The sequence below is a fragment of the Leucogemmata humicola genome, assembly GCF_055379415.1.
Genome location: NZ_AP040875.1, coordinates 1,533,726 through 1,550,043, shown reverse-complemented (window position 1 = coordinate 1,550,043; position 16,318 = coordinate 1,533,726). Strand labels below are relative to the sequence as shown.

General features: G+C 62.3%; 13 protein-coding genes. 3 read left to right on the top strand and 10 right to left on the bottom strand.

Translation table 11 applies throughout. From position 1 onward, the window contains the following. Window positions 1-95 precede the first annotated feature (95 nt). Window positions 96-1,145 carry an N-acetyltransferase DgcN family protein gene (locus AC6H4Z_RS06375; RefSeq protein WP_497545906.1) on the top strand — a complete coding sequence of 350 codons (1,050 nt, stop codon included), beginning with the start codon at window positions 96-98 and terminating at the stop codon, window positions 1,143-1,145. Window positions 1,146-1,152: 7 nt separating this feature from the next. On the opposite strand, the gene AC6H4Z_RS06370 is transcribed toward AC6H4Z_RS06375, so the two are convergent. The 6 genes from AC6H4Z_RS06370 to AC6H4Z_RS06345 all read right to left on the bottom strand — a co-directional run bounded on the left by AC6H4Z_RS06370 (window position 1,153) and on the right by AC6H4Z_RS06345 (window position 8,987). Next, on the bottom strand, window positions 1,153-2,169 hold the full coding sequence (locus AC6H4Z_RS06370) for a DUF2891 domain-containing protein (RefSeq protein ID WP_497545905.1): 1,017 nt from the start codon (window positions 2,167-2,169) through the stop codon (window positions 1,153-1,155). After that, window positions 2,166-3,122 carry a DUF979 domain-containing protein gene (locus AC6H4Z_RS06365; RefSeq protein WP_497545904.1) on the bottom strand — a complete coding sequence of 319 codons (957 nt, stop codon included), beginning with the start codon at window positions 3,120-3,122 and terminating at the stop codon, window positions 2,166-2,168. Before AC6H4Z_RS06365 ends, AC6H4Z_RS06370 begins: the two co-directional genes overlap by 4 nt. Beyond that, window positions 3,119-3,838 (bottom strand): DUF969 domain-containing protein, encoded by a 720-nt coding sequence (locus tag AC6H4Z_RS06360; protein WP_497545903.1) that lies wholly within the window; start codon window positions 3,836-3,838, stop codon window positions 3,119-3,121. Before AC6H4Z_RS06360 ends, AC6H4Z_RS06365 begins: the two co-directional genes overlap by 4 nt. Before the next feature lie 42 nt (window positions 3,839-3,880). Continuing rightward, window positions 3,881-4,813: a TraB/GumN family protein gene (locus AC6H4Z_RS06355; protein WP_497545902.1), complete on the bottom strand. Its 933-nt coding sequence runs from the start codon at window positions 4,811-4,813 to the stop codon at window positions 3,881-3,883. A 158-nt stretch (window positions 4,814-4,971) separates the two neighbouring features. Beyond that, the gene (locus tag AC6H4Z_RS06350) at window positions 4,972-6,939 is read right to left on the bottom strand and encodes an erythromycin esterase family protein (protein ID WP_497545901.1); all 1,968 of its coding nucleotides are present in this window, start codon (window positions 6,937-6,939) and stop codon (window positions 4,972-4,974) included. 347 nt (window positions 6,940-7,286) lie between these two features. Further along, window positions 7,287-8,987, bottom strand: coding sequence for a glutamine--tRNA ligase/YqeY domain fusion protein (locus AC6H4Z_RS06345; protein ID WP_497545900.1), 1,701 nt, complete (start codon window positions 8,985-8,987; stop codon window positions 7,287-7,289). A 136-nt stretch (window positions 8,988-9,123) separates the two neighbouring features. Between AC6H4Z_RS06345 and AC6H4Z_RS06340 the strand changes: the two genes are divergently transcribed. After that, window positions 9,124-9,624 (top strand): DinB family protein, encoded by a 501-nt coding sequence (locus tag AC6H4Z_RS06340; protein ID WP_497545899.1) that lies wholly within the window; start codon window positions 9,124-9,126, stop codon window positions 9,622-9,624. A 49-nt stretch (window positions 9,625-9,673) separates the two neighbouring features. Here the strand turns inward: AC6H4Z_RS06340 and AC6H4Z_RS06335 are convergent, their stop codons facing one another. The 4 genes from AC6H4Z_RS06335 to AC6H4Z_RS06320 all read right to left on the bottom strand — a co-directional run bounded on the left by AC6H4Z_RS06335 (window position 9,674) and on the right by AC6H4Z_RS06320 (window position 15,399). Then, the gene (locus tag AC6H4Z_RS06335; protein WP_497545898.1) at window positions 9,674-10,966 is read right to left on the bottom strand and encodes an acetyltransferase domain-containing protein; all 1,293 of its coding nucleotides are present in this window, start codon (window positions 10,964-10,966) and stop codon (window positions 9,674-9,676) included. A gap of 133 nt (window positions 10,967-11,099) precedes the next feature. Further along, window positions 11,100-12,392: an aminotransferase class V-fold PLP-dependent enzyme gene (locus AC6H4Z_RS06330; protein ID WP_497545897.1), complete on the bottom strand. Its 1,293-nt coding sequence runs from the start codon at window positions 12,390-12,392 to the stop codon at window positions 11,100-11,102. 67 nt (window positions 12,393-12,459) lie between these two features. Beyond that, entirely contained in the window at window positions 12,460-13,284 is an 825-nt protein-coding gene (locus tag AC6H4Z_RS06325; RefSeq protein ID WP_497545896.1) for a glycosyltransferase family 2 protein, read from the bottom strand. A gap of 273 nt (window positions 13,285-13,557) precedes the next feature. Next, window positions 13,558-15,399 (bottom strand): glycoside hydrolase family 3 protein, encoded by a 1,842-nt coding sequence (locus tag AC6H4Z_RS06320; RefSeq protein WP_497545895.1) that lies wholly within the window; start codon window positions 15,397-15,399, stop codon window positions 13,558-13,560. Between the two features lie 166 nt (window positions 15,400-15,565). Between AC6H4Z_RS06320 and AC6H4Z_RS06315 the strand changes: the two genes are divergently transcribed. Continuing rightward, window positions 15,566-16,258: an Ig-like domain-containing protein gene (locus tag AC6H4Z_RS06315; RefSeq protein ID WP_497545894.1), complete on the top strand. Its 693-nt coding sequence runs from the start codon at window positions 15,566-15,568 to the stop codon at window positions 16,256-16,258. Window positions 16,259-16,318: the final 60 nt, after the last annotated feature.

Below are 16,318 nucleotides of genomic sequence, written 5' to 3'. Positions count from 1 at the left end.
GAGTGGCTCCAGGGCTCGGTTTCCAGCGAACTATTCAGCAAACCAAGGACCACAAGGGGTTTCGGCGGCAGGCCCGTCCGTGTTGGTTTCCTCCCATGTCTCGCTACCTCATTTTCTCCGAAGGCCAGTTCGGAACACCGGCCTCCAAGACGGGCAATTCTGTAGTTCGCTACTCGGCCGACCAGGTCGCGGCAGTGCTCGACAGTCAGCACGCCGGGAAACGAGTGCAGGACGTTCTTGGCTTTGGCGGCGACATTCCGATTGTCGCAACGGTCGACGAGGGCATCGCGCTGGGTGCTGATTCCCTGCTCGTCGGCATCGCGATGCACGGAAGCGGCCTGCCCAACAGCCTGCTCTCCGCGATCCACCATGCGATCGACAAGGGTTTAGCAATCTGGAATGGCTTGCACCTGTTCGTCGGTGACAATCCATCGCTGGCCGTGCTCGCCCGAGATCGCGGCGTAAAGCTCCACGACGTTCGCCGTCCGCCGCCGGAGCTTCCTGTCGGCACGGGCCGCGTACGTGAACTCGACTCGACCGTCGTGCTCGCCGTCGGCACCGACGCGAACATCGGCAAGATGACGGTGATGCTGCAGCTGCGCACCGCGCTCAACGCTCGCGGCGCGCGGTCGTCGTTTGCTCCTACCGGCCAGACTGGCATCTTCATCGAAGGCTGGGGCCTGTGCGTCGACGCAGTGATCGCGGACTTCATCGCCGGCGCGGCTGAAGAAGTCACGATTCAGGCATCCAAGAACGCTGATATCGTACTCGTCGAAGGCCAGGGGTCGATTCTTCACCCAGGCTATTCCGGTGTGTCACTCGGACTGTTGCACGGCAGCCTTCCGCACGCGCTCATCGCCTGCCATCAGCCGTCGAGAAAGACCTTCCGCCACAACGACTGGCTGCCGATTCCGCCGCTGAAGGACGTGATTCAACTGCACGAATCGATCGCGGCGCCTTTACGCCCGGCGCGAACGATCGGCGTGTCGCTCAACACGTCGGACCTCTCGGATGCGGAAGCTCGCGGAATGATCGATCGCATCGCGAAGGAAACCGGGCTCCCGACAACGGATCCCGTTCGCTACGAAACCAAGCCGCTCGTCGACGCCGTGCTCGCCTTCGACAAGGAACGTCGAGGCAAGTAGCGACGGACTATATCGCCAGAATCGCGAGCAGAGCAAACGTCGCAAGCCAGTGCTCGCCGGCGTAGTCGCCGGCGACGTGTGGCAGACTCGCGTCGAGATGTCGTTGGGCTGTCTCCAACGCGAGAGCGCGACGAGGGTCGTCCTCGGGCCAATGCGCTGACATCGAGCGCCAGCACCATGCGCGACTGAGGTTCAGTCCATCGAGATGGGCGATCTTGCCGTCGGTGCGGTCGCTCACCGTGACCGGCGTGAACAGAGTTGCCGGATCCTGCACGGCGAGGAACGGCAGAAAGCGTCGCATCCAGTCCGTCCACGCGTCTGGCTCGAGCACGCGGCGCATGCACTCGGCCTCCATGAGTGCCGACGACAGGAAGTCGTCGAGGCACGGCTCCCACGCCTGACAATCGGCATCTGCGGAGTACCAGGCGATCGCTTTTTCGCGTAGCAGATCGGCGAACGGCAGATCGTGAATCGTGTCCGCGTACTCGATGGCAAGCGTGAGCGCGAACGAGGTATTGAAGTGCGTGCCGACACGGATGGGATACGTCGCGCGCGGGAGGAACTCGCGGAAGCGTGCGGCGAATTCCTCGTCGAGCGGCCGCAGAGTGCGCGACCATCGACGCCCCTCATCACTGTCGTGTCGCGCCAACTCGGCGGCGAGCATGAGGACCCACGCCCAGCCGTACGGACGCTCGAACAATCCCCGCATCGGTTGGGCAAGGTACGCGAGCTCACCGTCGATATTCATCGGCGTTAACCGCTCGTCGAACACATTGCGAATCTGCTCGCGCAGCTCGGTCAGCTCAGGTACACGCCGGTAGATCGTGGCGAGCAGCCAATAGCCGTGGACATTCGAATGCCAGTCGAAGCTGCCGAAAAACACAGGGTGTAAGCGCCGCGGCGAACGGAGATCGTCCGGACCGTTCAGAACGTGATCGAGTTTGTTGGGATACTCGCGCGTGACGTGCGCGAGAGCCAACGACGCGAATTTGCTCGCCAGAGCGGGCGTGAGACCGTCGGTCATTTTCGGTAGACGAACAGGTACATGATCGCGGTGTTGGCAACCAGCATCAGCAGCGCAGTCGGGATCTGTGCTTTGATCACCGCATACTCGTCTGGAATTTCCAACAGTGCGACCGGCACGATGTTGAAGTTCGCCGCCATCGGCGTCATGAGCGTTCCGCAAAAACCCGAAAGCATTCCTACTGCCGCTGCGACGGCGATGTTTCCTCCGAATTGATGGACGACCAGTGGCAGTCCAATCCCGGCGGTCATCACGGGGAACGCGGCGAAGGCGTTGCCCATGATCACCGTGAAGATCGCCATGCCGGCCGTGTACGCAACCACTGCGGCGAGCGGCGTGTTCAACGGAATCCATCGCTGCACGATTCCGGCGATGATCGGCCCAACTCCAGCGAGCGCGAACATTGCGCCGAGCGCAGCGAGTGTCTGCGGGAGAACGGCGGCCCAGCCCACAGCGTCCATCAGGCGACGAGCTTCGACGATCGGCGTCGATGCCTTCGGGCGCAACATCACGACGCCAACGATCAACGCCACAACGGTCGCTAGTCCGAGCGAGATCAGGGTGACCTGCTTCGGATCGACGAGCGGCGTTCCGTTCACCACGAGGTACTTGAGGGTGAATGTCCCAAGCAACGTCACCGCGGGAATCGTGAGGGCGGGAATGAACAGTTTGTTGCCAAACCTCGCTGCACTCGCTTCGCGATCGGCGCGCGTCGACAGTTCCGCAGGAGCGCCGCCCAGTTTTCCGATGGCCATGACGAGCACCATCGCGATCACGATCAGACCATTGAGCAGATTGGGAAGATGTGAACCGGCGAGAAAGGTGACCGCGTACAATCCCCAAAACGCGGCGTTGTTGTAACGCTTCTTGCTGGCTTGGTCGCGCAGGTTCACGATCGCGATGCCTGCGAGCATGAGCCCCATCAAACCGTAGACAAACTCGAGATTGATCATGTGACGAGGTCGTCCTGCGGCTGCGCGGCCATCGAGTATTCGGTGGCAACGGCATCGACTGGCCGCGCGAGCGAGCGATCGAGCATCAACAGCCGCACGCCGTGGATCACGAAGGCGCAGATCGCCGACGGCACGGCCCAAATCGCGAGAGCCGTGGACTCGACATGAATCCCGTTCTGATCGAGGAAACCGCGAATCAGCAGGATCGACCCGATCGCGATGAAAATGTCAGTGCCAAAGAACAGACCGATGTTGTCCGCGGCCGCCGCGTGCGCGCGAATCCTGTAGCGCGTCTCCGCTGGAAGATCTCCCTGACGATGCTCGGCGGCCGCTTCAGCCATCGGAGCAATCAGGGGCCGGACCATCTGCGGATGCCCGCCGAGCGATGTGAGCCCGAGTGCAGCCGTGATCTGGCGAACACCGAGGTATGCGAGGAGGAGCCGCCCGGTGGTCGCAACGCTGATGCTCGCAATCACACGTCGCGCGCGTTCCTTGAGGCCGGCGCGCTCGAGCAATCCGATGACCGGAAGCGCCAGCCACACGACGGCAACAGAGCGGCTATCGGCGAACGCTTTGCCGAAGGCGGAGACGACGTCGAGGATCGCGTGGCCGGCGGCCAGACCGGTGACGACCGCGGCGGTCGTCACGACAAGCAGAGGATTGAGCCGGAGGCCGAAGCCTACGACGACAACGACGATGCCGATGAGCGGAAGCACGCGCGAATTTAGACGCCGCGCGCGCTGACCACTAGGCAACCACTACATCTGCTCGATCGTGTAGCCCTTGGCCTTGAGCATCGACACGACGCCCTGCGTGCCAACGAGGTGCGCCGCACCCACGACAACCAGTGCGTCATCCTTGCCCTTCAACATGTCTTCGATCTTGGGAATCCAGCTCTTGTTCCGATCCGTGACCATGATCGAGAAGAACTCGGGTGACTCCCCCGCGACGCGATTGAGAAGGCTGTCGAGCATCTTCGCGTCGCCGAGTACCCAGGCATCCTTGATCTGCGCCATGGTCCGAGCCGACGAATCCGGGCTCGAGGACGTCGTGAGCATGCGCTCCTGATCAGCGGCGGAAATGCGATCGAAGAGACCGAGCTGAAAGTCGACCGATTCCAGTCCGACGACCGGCTTGTTCGCCGCCTTGGCACGAGCGTTCAACTGCATGTCCACGCCGTACTGCGCTTCGTACTTGGCCTTCTGAATGACCATCTGCGTCATGAGCACCGACACGAACCACGGCTTGAAGCGATTCACCTGGTCGATCGTGAGGCCGTACAGTTTGAGCACACTGTCCGCTTTGGCAACGCCGGCCGGTGACAGACTCGATCGCAGCGTGGCCCCGCCGGTGAACTGCCCGCGCGCCATCATCTCCATGCCGCGCATTTGCACGGTGTCGAGACTCGTTTCGAACGCGACAGTCTTGGCATGAGCAAACGCTGAATCCACTTCCGCTGGCAGTTTGCCAGCCTGTGGATCGAGCAGATGTACCGAGCCGAGGAGATACACTGTTGCGCCGGTCGACCCGCGCACACGGAAGAGCATGTGCTTTCCAGACCCCGGGTTCCGACCCTCGGCGGCCGAACGGGCCGGCGCGCGCGGCGACAGGGCGTAGCCGGACAACAGCCCGGAGGCGACAATCGTCGTCGCGATCAGCGAGAGGCGGGTGACAGCGTTTGTGGCTTTCATAGTACAAATGAGACGATTCTCGCGTCTCGGCTGTCACGGCCGCGAATGTAACATGCGCATAGTCAAGTTTATTGCCTGGTCGGAGCGTCGCCGGGCCAGGATGACGCCTTCCCAAGGACGACTCGAGTCATTGGACACGAATCGTCGCGTTCGCAGGACTAGGGCGCGTACGGCAGCAGCGTACTCGGCGTCGTGGTGGCCAGAAAGACCAGGACGTTGAAGTCGTTGGGAAAGATGTAGCTGGAGAAGTAGTTGGTTTCGATCTTGGGATCGAACACCGCGCCGATCGCGCGCATCAGGATTGGTCCGCGAAGCGACGCCGTCGCGCTCCCGCCGGTAGCGAGCGTACGAGTATCGAGCAGCATCATCGCCTGGCCCGTCGCGACGAATGCTGCTTCGATTGATGATTTTGGAATGAGCGTTGCCTGCCACGGCTGAAGCGGCAGCCCTGATCCAACGGCATTGAATCCGCCAGTTCCGAAGGCGAAGCCAAGCGGTATGTAGTCCGCACCATATGTGTTCTGCAGGTAGCCACCCATATGCTGCGGCAGCGCATTGATGTGGAGATTGTGCGCCCACAGCGCAATCTTGGCGCTCGGCGCGGCGTGATCACGAATCCACCCGACGTTTTCCGCCATCGCCTTGTCGCGCGAAAGGCTCGATGCATTTACATCGCTGATCGCAATCATCGCCTCGAACTGCTGCACGAGGCGCGCGTGATGCAGCGTTTGCTGATACACCGATGGCGAGCTCGCCGCCTGGTATTGAGCGCTCCCGCTCTGAATGAGATTGTAGACGTCCTGCAATCCGGACGCGCAGGCCGCCTTCGTGGTCGCACTCGCTCCTGCGTACGGCGCCGTTGAAGCGCCAAACGTCGCTCCGTGGTTTCGATACGGGCCGAGACACGCGAAAGCCTGTGTCACGACGCCGGACTTCGTTGGGTCGAATCGAGCAATGAACGCCGTGACGCTGTCCATCGACGCGCCAGGCGTCTGCATGTCGAATCCGAGGAACTGCACCTTCTGGTCTGGGGCGGCAGTTGTATTCCATTGGCGCATCCAGAGGATCATGTCCAGCACTTCTTGCGTGTTCCACGTCCAGAAATACAGGCGCGAGAGCAATCGCTTCGGATCGCCGTAGCCGTTGAGTACATACTGATTCATGTCGTCCGCTTCCGGGCTCGTCGCCTCGATGGCAAAGTGCGTAAAGCCCATCTTCGTGACGAGGAATTCCAGAAGTCGGTGCTTCATCTGGAAGAACTGTCGCGTTCCGTGCGTGTCCTCGCCCATGCCGACGATGTGCGCGCCGCCAACTATCGCTTGGAGTGGTTGAAGATCGTCCAGACTCGCTGTGGGATCGGTCGTCGAGAGTGCGCGCGTATTGTGCGACAGCCAATCGACAGTCGCTGCCGACACCGAAGGCAGCCCCTCGAAATCGGTGTTCACCGCCGCCGACGCAGCACGCACATAGCCCTGAGCAGTCGTCGCGGAGTCGACACCAGATGGCTGGTTGGCTGCGAGCGTGGTCGTGGGAACGTCGAGGCCGACGGTCGTCATTGAAAGATCGTCAACGAGGAGCGTCCCGGTCGCGTTGAACAGCACTCCGAACGCGATGCCGAGCGCGTTTTGCGGTACGTCGAGAACGATCGACACCTGATGCCAGTCGGCGGTGCCGAGGAGTGGCCGCGGCGACATGTTATCGAAAGCGAGGAGCGTTCCGGGGCCATCGACGCGCATCCAGAGCCCACTCGCGGTCGGGCTGCCCGCGGGCACGATGTTCGACTGCTTGACCCAGGCGGAGTAGCGGACGCGCGTCCCCCGGAACCCGTCGGCACGAATCGACTGCGTCACACTGGCAAATCCCGTAGGCACCGCGCTCGGTAGCGTGGTGCCCGTGGTTATAAAGAGTGACGCGCTGCCGCCATGATGCTCTGTCTTATCGAGCCCGGTGCTGAACGGAGTGGGGGTGCCGCCGTACCAACCCTCAGGAAAGCCAGGCGTCCGAACGTCGGCCGAAAGGCTCGGAGCAGAGACGGTTGGAGCGTCGCCCGAGCAGGCAACACCGACGGCGAGATAGGCGGCGAGGGAAACGCCGGCCACAGCACGAAGGGCACGACCACCTGGCATTGGAAAGCCCGCTGAAGGAGTCGACTGCAATTGTATAAGCTTTTGTATACTACGCCAAGGCGACGCAGAACGCTCCAGGCCTTTCGAATTATTAGAGCTCTTATTCTTCCTCGTGTTCTCGGCAAAGTGAACATTCGTTTGTCGCGACTTGATCCCAGCTTAGAGCCGATAGCGCTACTGGGACACGAATCGGACTAATCAAAACGAATCGAACCGTGCGTTGTCCGGAGAAATCACGCCGAACAACCACGGTTCGATTGCCGTCAATTCGTCAAATTCGTGTCCCAGTCCCTTCGTCCGATTGGAACACTTGTCCTCGGCGGTGCGCCGCAATGTGCAGCCAGGACTTACTTGCCCTTCACCTTTGCCCACGAATCGCGAAGCGTGACAGTGCGATTGAACACGAGCTTGCCCGGCGCCGAGTCGATGGCGTCGCTGATGAAGTACGCGGTGCGCTCGAACTGATAGCGCGTGCCGGCCGGATCGTCGCCGACGCTCGGCTCGATCTTGGCGCCGTGCACAACCACCAGCGACTCGGGATTGACGACACTGAGAAAGTCCTTCCCTTCCTCCACGTCGTCCGGATCCGGAACGGTGAACAGCTTGTCGTACAAGCGCAGCTCACAATCGATCGCCTGAGCGACGGACACCCAGTGAATCGTACCCTGCACCTTTCGACCGTCAGGTGAATCGCCGCCACGAGTGGCTGGATCGTACGTGCAACGCAGCTCGACGATCTCACCCGAACCGTCCTTCACGACATCGGTGCACGTAATGAAGTAGCCGTACCGAAGACGGACTTCGCGGCCCGGTGCAAGGCGGAAGAACTTCTTCGGCGGATCTTCCATGAAGTCGTCGCGCTCGATGTACACCTCGCGCGAGAATGGGACTTTGCGCGAACCAGTTTTGGGCACGTCGTGCGGATAGTACGATGCGTCGAGCTCTTCGACCTGCCCTTCCGGATAGTTCGTGATCACGACCTTCAGCGGATTCACGACGCACATCACGCGCGGCACGCGCATGTTGAGATCGTTGCGGACCGCGTGTTCGAGCGTTGCCAACTCGGTGCGCTGTGGCTTGCGCGTCACACCCGCCGTCTCGACGAAATCGCGGAGACCTTCCGGCGTCACGCCGCGACGACGCATTCCGCTAATCGTCGGCATGCGGGGATCGTCCCATCCCCCAACAACGCCATCGTTCACGAGACGAAGCAGCTTGCGCTTGCTCATCACCGTGTACTCGAGCGCGAGGCGCGAAAACTCCGTCTGCTCGGGCGGATGATCGAAGCCGCACTCGCGCACGAGCCACTTGTAGATGTCGTTGTTGTCCTTGAACTCGAGCGAGCACAGTGAGTGCGTGATGTTCTCGATCGCGTCGGACAGCGGATGCGCGAAATCATACAGCGGGTAGATGCACCACGCGTCGCCCTGACGGTAATGCGGCGTGTGCTTGATGCGCAGCAGAATGGGATCGCGCATCAGCATGTTCGGATGCGCCATGTCGATCTTACCGCGCAGCACGTGTGCGCCGTCGGGGAAATCACCCGCCTTCATCCGACGCAACAGATCGAGATTCTCTTCGACCGAACGATCGCGATTCGGACTGTTGGTACCGGGCACCGTGACCGTGCCGCGATTCTCGCGGATCTGCACGTCGCTCTGCGAGTCGACATACGCGCTGCCCTTCATCACGAGCAGTTCGCCAAACTGATAGAGCTTCTCGAAATAATCGCTGGCGTACAGCTCTTCGTCCCACTCGAAGCCGAGCCACCGAATGTCGTTCTTGAACGCCTCGACAAACTTGATGTCCTCGGCCGCCGGATTCGTGTCGTCGAATCGCAGGTTGCATCGACCGCCAAATTCGCGAGCAACGCCGAAGTTCACGCAGATCGCCTTGACGTGGCCAATGTGCGGAAAACCGTTCGGCTCAGGCGGAAAGCGCGTCGCGATCTGACGGCCAAAGCGGTTGCTCGCGACATCCTCCGCGACCATTTCGCGGACGAAGTCACGTCTAATCGGTACGGTCGAGTCTGCTGGCGGATTGGTCACGGCTGTCGGGCGGAATTCGGGGTTCGACGGGCTGTGTATAAAGATATCAGCGCCGAGTGAGGTGCGGCGCTTGACCGGCTTTCGCCATTCTCGACGGCCCTATGTTCAGAGTTCACCCTTAGCCGAAGCCGATCTCATGGCACTCACCGACGCCCTGCTCTCTGAGTTCGATCACGAAATGAAGGTCACCCGCACCATGCTCGAGCGCGTTCCCCTCGAGAACGGTCCGTGGAAGCCGCACACCAAGTCTCGCGGAATCGGTGCGCTCGCGTCGCACGTGGCCAACCTGCCCGGACTCGGCGCACAGATCGCGTCGCTGCCAGAGTTGGATATGGCGGCCCCCGGCGTCGCGCCTACCGCGCGCCCAGAGTTCAGCACGACCGACGAGCTACTCGCCGCGTTCGACCAGAACGTTTCGCTCGCCCGCGCGGCGATCGCTAAGCTGGACGATGCGGCGTACCAGGCACCGTGGACATTCAAGCGCGGCGGCCAGGTGCTCGTCAGCGGCCCGCGTGCGGGAATGCTGCGATCGCTGCTGATGAACCATCTCATTCATCATCGCGGACAGCTCAGCGTATACCTGCGGCTGAACGATGTGCCGCTGCCGCCAGTGTATGGTCCGACAGCCGATAGCTGATCGCCACGGAGAGGAGTAACGGGAAAATCGTTACTCCTCTTGCGCAGTACTACAAATAACTCAGCAGCGCCGAGCGACTCCGCGACTTCACGCCGTCGTACCATCTGCACGCGACGTAGAGCCCGCCGATGACGATCGCCCAAACGAGATACAAAAGGCTCAGGCTCCACATGTACCCGGGCGGCTGCGGCGGCGGATTGAGCGGGTGATTCCCAAACAGCCACGGATTCACCGACCCCTCGCGAATGAGCGACACGATTACCGCCGCAAGATGAATCGCAGGAATGTGCAGCAGGTAATAGAACATCGGCACGCGACCGAATGTCTCGAGCGCGCGCGCGATTGGACCTCGCGCTTGATCCACGAGGCCGAGTAGGACGAGCATTGGCCCGAGCGTCATGAGCAGAAACGAAAGCGACGCCGGGTATTTCGCCGTGTTGAGGAACGCGAGCGCTAACGGCATCTGCGGCCGAGGCGCCGACGGCTGGACCGTCGCTCCAGTGGCGGGCGCCTGTGCTGTTTGTGTCGCCACGCTCGGGCGATGCCAGCGACGTGGATCGCCGTAGCGGTCCGTTCCCCGCAGAACGAGGAACAACGCGATCGCGGCCAGTCCGAGTCTGATGCACATCGCGCGTCGCCGCGCTGGCGACAGTTCCATGATCGGGCCGAACGCATAGCCCGCGGCCATCACGGCAATCCACGGAACCAGCACGAATAGGATCAACAGCGGCGGCCCGTTGTCTCCGAACTGGAAGCTTCCGCCGAGATACAGAATTTTCGCAATCGGATTTGCGGACTCTTCTCCGCCGCTTGCCAGCAGGTGTGACAGAATTCCCGTGTTGTGGCCGAAAATCACCAGCAAACTTCCGACGAGAATCGCTTTGCGCGGGAGAAAGACAATCCCGGCCATCAACACCATGCACCAGCCGATCATCCAGATCACGCCGGCGAGCATGTAGTGCGCAAAATCGAAATTGAAGGTCCATGCAACGCGAATCACGGTGAGCTCCAGGAACACGAGCCACAGACCACGTGTCACGAGGAATGACGCGAGCTTTCTGGTGTCGTTGACCTTTCGACCATAGAAATACGCCGCCGTTCCCGCGAGAAATACGAACGTCGGCGCGACGAAGTGCGTGATCCACCGCGTGAGGAAAATCCCCAATGTCGGGCCACCTGCTGGTTGGCCCGAGTACACGCGAACGTGGTCGATCGCCATGAGCACCACGGCGAGACCACGCACGATGTCGAGCGACGGGATGCGCTTCGTCGCCGCCGTGGATGCCGCCGGCGCGGGTGGCGCGTAGGCATCTGCCACGCCGCGAACTGTGGTGGTTTCCATCGTCTCGCCTCCGCCAGGATTCCAGCACAGTGGCCCGCGCGCGGATTCAGCGCGAGACGGCAATCAGCGAACGGTCAGACGTTTGCAGCAAACGGGAGAACGCCCCGAGGCATCGGGGCTCTCCGCGATTTAGTCAGGCGATTCCGCCGCGAATCGCCTGGATGACGCGGTCAGCGAACAGGTCGACCTCGTCGAGCGTAGTGTAGACGTTCGGCGTGATTCGCATTCCCTGAAATTCATCGTTGACCATGGGCGTGGTCACGATGTTGTGCTTCGACAGGAGCCAGCCGCCGAGCTTGCCCATGTCCATCCCGTCGATGCCGTAGACGCCAATGGCGCCGCTGGCATTCGGGCCGATCGGCGTAATCATGTGCACGCGATCGCTCGCCGCGAGCAGACGATTCGCCCAGCGATCGCGAAGGAAGCGCAGTCGCGCGATCTTGCGGTCCATGCCGATACCGCGGTTGAACGCGATCGCCACGGCAATAGCGTTGTGGTTCGCAGCCGGATGCGTTCCGATCTCCTCGTACTTCCGAATGTTGTCTTCCTGATCGACGCCACCCGCCATGAGCGGCCAGAGCGACTTGATCTTGTCGCGACGCACATAGAGGAAGCCGGTGCCAATGGGCGCGTGCATCCACTTATGAAGGCTCGTGCCGTAGTAGTCGGCGCCCAGCTGATCGCGCGTGAACGGAAAGTGCGCGAAGGCATGCGCACCGTCGACGAATACCTGAATGCCGTGCGGCTTCGCTAGTTCGACGATCTCGCGCACCGGCGCGATGTATCCGGTTTGGAAGCTGATGTGCATGACTTCGATCACGCGCGTTGCCGGCGTGATGGCTGCCGCAATCTGATCGACGTACGACTTCACACTCTTCACCGGCGTCTCGATCTTCACCCGCTTGAGCACGATGCCTTCGCGACGTTCGCGCTGCTTCCACGCGTTCTGCATACGCGGATAGTTCTGCGTCGTGAAGATCACCTCGTCGCCGCGCTTGAGATCAAGGCCGAAGATCATTGTCTCATTGGCCTCGGACGCATTGCGCACGATCGCCATTTCTTCGGGGTCGCAACCGAAGTCCTTGGCCAGATCGCGACGCACCGATTCGATCCGTGGCTCGAGCACGCGCCACATGTGCTCCGTCGGCAGTTCATTCGAGAATCTCAGATCTCGAATCATCTGATCGAGCACGTGGGTCGGCGCTGGGCTACAGCCGCCGTTGTTCAGATTGATCATCGTGCGATCGAGATCGAACGCCCGCTGAATCTGACTCCAATACGCTTCCTCCTCAGCCACCGCCGTAGCGGAAAGTCCTTCGGCGATTGGTTCTGCGCGGAAGAGCTGCTTGAACGCCGACTCGCGCATGACGGGAAGCGACACGCCTGCGCCGAGCACCGAGGAGACGAACGTGCGTCGAGTTGTCATACAACACGTTCGGACCGAATCGGGGCGGGGTCAAGACACCCGGCCCGCGGCAGCGCTTACAGCCTGGTCAGGCCGCTGGCGGGCCTTCCATGAGAAGGCAGGCGTACTTGAGAAAGACCGAGAACGCGCTCACCGTGGACACGACGAACCCGGCCGCGCCGTCGCGCCAGCCGCTCATGATGAGGTAGTCGCGGATGAAGCGCCACGAGGGTCGCGTCAGCAGATCCCAGATGTGCGCCCGGCGCCCTCGTGAGCGAAGGTCCTGCGCGCCCCATTGGGCATACGTCGCGATCTTGAGCACCTGGTGCGACAGGTCGCGATACGGGTGGTGCAGCAGCGCACCGTCGAGCGTTCCTACTTCCTTGAGCGCGTCGAGATGTTCGTGGACGCGCTGGTCGGCATATCGACGCTCGCGGGAAAATACGCGGACCTTCCAGTCGCGGCCCCAGGGCCCGTATCGCAGTTCGCGACCCATATGCCAGTTGCGCGACCGAACACGAAACGCAGAGGGCCCGCCCGACTCGGCGCCGGCCAAAGACGCGAGCGACGTCCGAAGCTCGTCCGTCACCTTTTCGTCGGCATCGAGGGCGAGAATCCAGTTGTGTCGAGCGATGGCGATGCCTGCGTTGCGCTGCGAGGCAATTGTAACCCCGGGAACGACGAGGACGCGGGCGCCGGCTCGGCGCGCAATGGTCGTGGTATCGTCGGTCGAACCGCCGTCGACGACGATGACTTCATCGGCCCAATCGAGATCGGCGAGCGTTTCACGAAGTCCGCGGGACTCGTTGAGCGTCGGCATGATCACGGACACGGCGACGCGGTCGACTGGCGCCAGCACGAGGGCTGGCGGAGCGTTCTGGGTCGAACGGCGCATCTGTGCTGCTTCGCTCATCGATCGGTCATCCGCCGAGAAGAGGTCCGAATCAAGACACCCATTCGTATGCGCGCCCCTAAAAGCTCTACGAGGGGCGAGGGCGAAGGGTTGAAGGAAAAGTGCGAGGGTCGCGCGACGAGCATTTGGTTGTGCCGTACGTCACAAACCGACGCTGGCGACTGGTGTTTGACGGCGAGGCCGGGGCGTTGTTAAACAATGCTCGGATGTCACTGGCGAACGAGCAAAAGCGGGACCGCTGAATGCGGTCCCGCTTCCGTCACGAGCGACCTGCTACCGAGTGAGACCGTCGCCGCGCTTGAACACGCCCGGCAGCGATATCGGCGCCTTCCCCGTGATGGGCGCGCGACCAAGCAGCGCGTTTGCCGCCGCGCGCTCCAGGTCCTCGCTCACGCTGTACCCAGCCAGGAAGCTCCCAACCGTCGGGAACTGGCCGATCAGATAAGGATTCCCGAAAGCCACCACGACCGTCCGATGCCGACGCGACAACCCCTCGATCCACGCAGCGATCGGCTGTGGAATGGCGACGCGTCCCTGCCCCTCGACGCGCCGAACATATGCCGTCACGATCACGGTGCTCGCAGCGTCGGCCATACGATCGAGCGAATCCAAGAGGTCGCGCGTTGCACCTGGGGCGATACGAGCCACATCGACAGGCCCACGGCGACCGCGCGCGCTTCGACCCGCACGAAACGTCGCTTCGAACGTCTTGCCCGCCTTGATCTCCGTTTCCGGCGCGTATCGAACGACGAGCACTCGCCCCGTGTCCGTAGCGACGGGCACGAGATTGTCCCGATCGCGCAGAAGCGTGAGAGAGCGCTGGGCGATGCTCGCCGCAATCGCGCGATGCTCGGGCGAGCCCACGACTTCCCGCAGTCGTTCGAGCGACACGATCCCACTCTGCGCCACACCCGCACGAACCTTCAGCTCGAGGATGTGCCGCACTGCGCTGTCGATCCGTGCGCGCGAAATCTCGCCGCGCTCCACTGCCGCCACCACCGCATCAATGGCGCGCGTCGGATCGCTCGGCTTGAGCAAAATGTCGGCGCCCGCTTTCACGGCGAGGACGCTGCTCTGCTCCGTCGTGTAACCTTTACCAACTCCTTCCATCGTCATCGCATCGGTGATTGCTACGCCTTTGAACCCGAGCGTGTCGCGAAGCAGACCGGTGATGATCCGAGGCGCGAGCGTCGCGGGGGTGCTGCTGTCGCCCTGGATCGCCGGCAGCGCGATGTGCGCCGTCATCACGAGCGACGCACCTGCAGCAATCGCCGCTTTGAACGGAACCAACTCGACCGAATCCAGCCGCGCCGAGTTCGCGCTCACGATTGGTAATCCAACGTGCGAGTCGACGTCGGTGTCGCCGTGGCCGGGAAAGTGTTTTGCCGTCGCAAGCTCGCCGCCGTCCTGCGTGCCGCGCACGAACAGCGCCGAGAGTCGCGCGACGCGCTGCGGATCTTCTCCGAACGAACGCGTGTTGATCACGGGGTTCGCCGGGTTGTTGTTCACGTCGACGACGGGCGCAAAGTTGATGTGAATTCCAACCGCTCGCCCTTCCCTCGCGATTGCGCGGCCGACGTCGTACGCGTCGGAATCGCGCGCCGTCGCCGCAATCGCCATCGCCGACGGAAACACGGTCGCGCCACCCGTTTCGAGCAGGTAGTGCGAGAACAGTCCGCTTTCGAGTCTGCCGAGGGCCGGCTCGAGGTCGGAGCTCACGAGGAGCGGAACGCGGGCGCGGCGCTGAAGGTCGTTGAGCTTGGCGGCAACCTCGATCGGCGTTCCAAGCGACATGGACACGCCGCCGATCTGGTCCTGCTCCACCCAGCGAATGATCTGCGCGTAGGTCGTGTCGCGTGTGTTGGTGTAGTCGCCCAACATCCAGATCATCACCATCTGCCCGACGCGCTGCCGTAGCGAAAGTCCGCCGAGCGTGTTGTCGATCCATTGGCGCTGAGACGCGGTCAACGGCAATCGCGGATCGATCGACGCGGAAGGCGAGCTCGGTGGCCGCGTGGGCGGCGCGACGGTCGGAGAGCTCGCGCTCGGCGTATGACAGGCGGCCGCGGTGACAATGGCGGCAGCGACGGCGTAGGGCGCTGGGTGGAAACGCATGTCCAATATTCGATGCCTCGATGTGGCTGCGTCCAGCCCGGAAATAGAGTCGTACACGGCCCAGTTGATGCCCGATTGGGACATTTGATGGGGGATGTCGCCCGTCCGCGTGTCAATCAATGGATCGCTGAGCGACCCCAGCCAATCTCCCGATCGAGGCCTCTACATGACCGCGGTACAGTTCCGTTTGCAGCTCAAATTCGCCACCACGATTGCGCTCTGCGCGGCATTTGCCACGGCGTGCAGTCATGATTCTTCCAACATCACCAGCAGCTCAGCAAACGGCTTCTCGATTGCCGCCGACAGCACTAGCAACCTGCAGATCGCTGTCGTCGGCCATACGATTCATGTCTCGGCAACGCTCTCCAGTTCGACTGGGGGCACCGTCAGCGGAGCCACGGCAAGCTGGTTCGTGGAGTCGGGCGGAGGAACGATCCCCGCGGCGACGACCACGACCGATGCCGGCGGGCGAGCGTCGACCGATTGGACGCTCGGGACCGTTGCAGGCCTCAACACGCTGACGGTATCCGTCTCTGGCGTAGCGGTGACCATCACCGCCACCGGCTCTGCAGACGTGATGCGTGGGCTGATCAAGGTGAGCACCGACTCACAAACGGTCGTTGCATCGGCGTCGACATCGTTCACGGTGCGCGCCGTCGATCAGTTCAACAATCCAGTTCCCGGGATCGACGTCGCGTGGGTATCGAACGCCGGAACGCTTGCACCCACTGTGGCGACGACCGGAATCAGCGGCAACGCACAGGTCACGTTCACGACCGATCTGCTTCCAGCGAAGTACACGGTCACCGCCACGGCAGCCGGCTTCCCGCCGGTCACGTTCACCCTGACCGGTAGCTAGGGTCGTTGAGCCGCATCGCCATCGCGACCACGCGTCGCGATGGCGATAGTGAGCCTTCGC

Excerpts from the sequence above, each read along its gene's own strand:
- AC6H4Z_RS06355 (WP_497545902.1), bottom strand. The coding sequence starts at position 4,813 with ATGAAAGCCACAAACGCTGTCACCCGCCTCTCGCTGATCGCGACGACG.
- AC6H4Z_RS06315 (WP_497545894.1), top strand. The coding sequence starts at position 15,566 with ATGACCGCGGTACAGTTCCGTTTGCAGCTCAAATTCGCCACCACGATT.
- AC6H4Z_RS06330 (WP_497545897.1), bottom strand. The coding sequence starts at position 12,392 with ATGACAACTCGACGCACGTTCGTCTCCTCGGTGCTCGGCGCAGGCGTG.
- AC6H4Z_RS06370 (WP_497545905.1), bottom strand. The coding sequence starts at position 2,169 with ATGACCGACGGTCTCACGCCCGCTCTGGCGAGCAAATTCGCGTCGTTG.
- AC6H4Z_RS06375 (WP_497545906.1), top strand. The coding sequence starts at position 96 with ATGTCTCGCTACCTCATTTTCTCCGAAGGCCAGTTCGGAACACCGGCC.
- AC6H4Z_RS06350 (WP_497545901.1), bottom strand. The coding sequence starts at position 6,939 with ATGCCAGGTGGTCGTGCCCTTCGTGCTGTGGCCGGCGTTTCCCTCGCC.
- AC6H4Z_RS06365 (WP_497545904.1), bottom strand. The coding sequence starts at position 3,122 with ATGATCAATCTCGAGTTTGTCTACGGTTTGATGGGGCTCATGCTCGCA.
- AC6H4Z_RS06335 (WP_497545898.1), bottom strand. The coding sequence starts at position 10,966 with ATGGAAACCACCACAGTTCGCGGCGTGGCAGATGCCTACGCGCCACCC.
- AC6H4Z_RS06320 (WP_497545895.1), bottom strand. The coding sequence starts at position 15,399 with ATGCGTTTCCACCCAGCGCCCTACGCCGTCGCTGCCGCCATTGTCACC.
- AC6H4Z_RS06340 (WP_497545899.1), top strand. The coding sequence starts at position 9,124 with ATGGCACTCACCGACGCCCTGCTCTCTGAGTTCGATCACGAAATGAAG.
- AC6H4Z_RS06325 (WP_497545896.1), bottom strand. The coding sequence starts at position 13,284 with ATGAGCGAAGCAGCACAGATGCGCCGTTCGACCCAGAACGCTCCGCCA.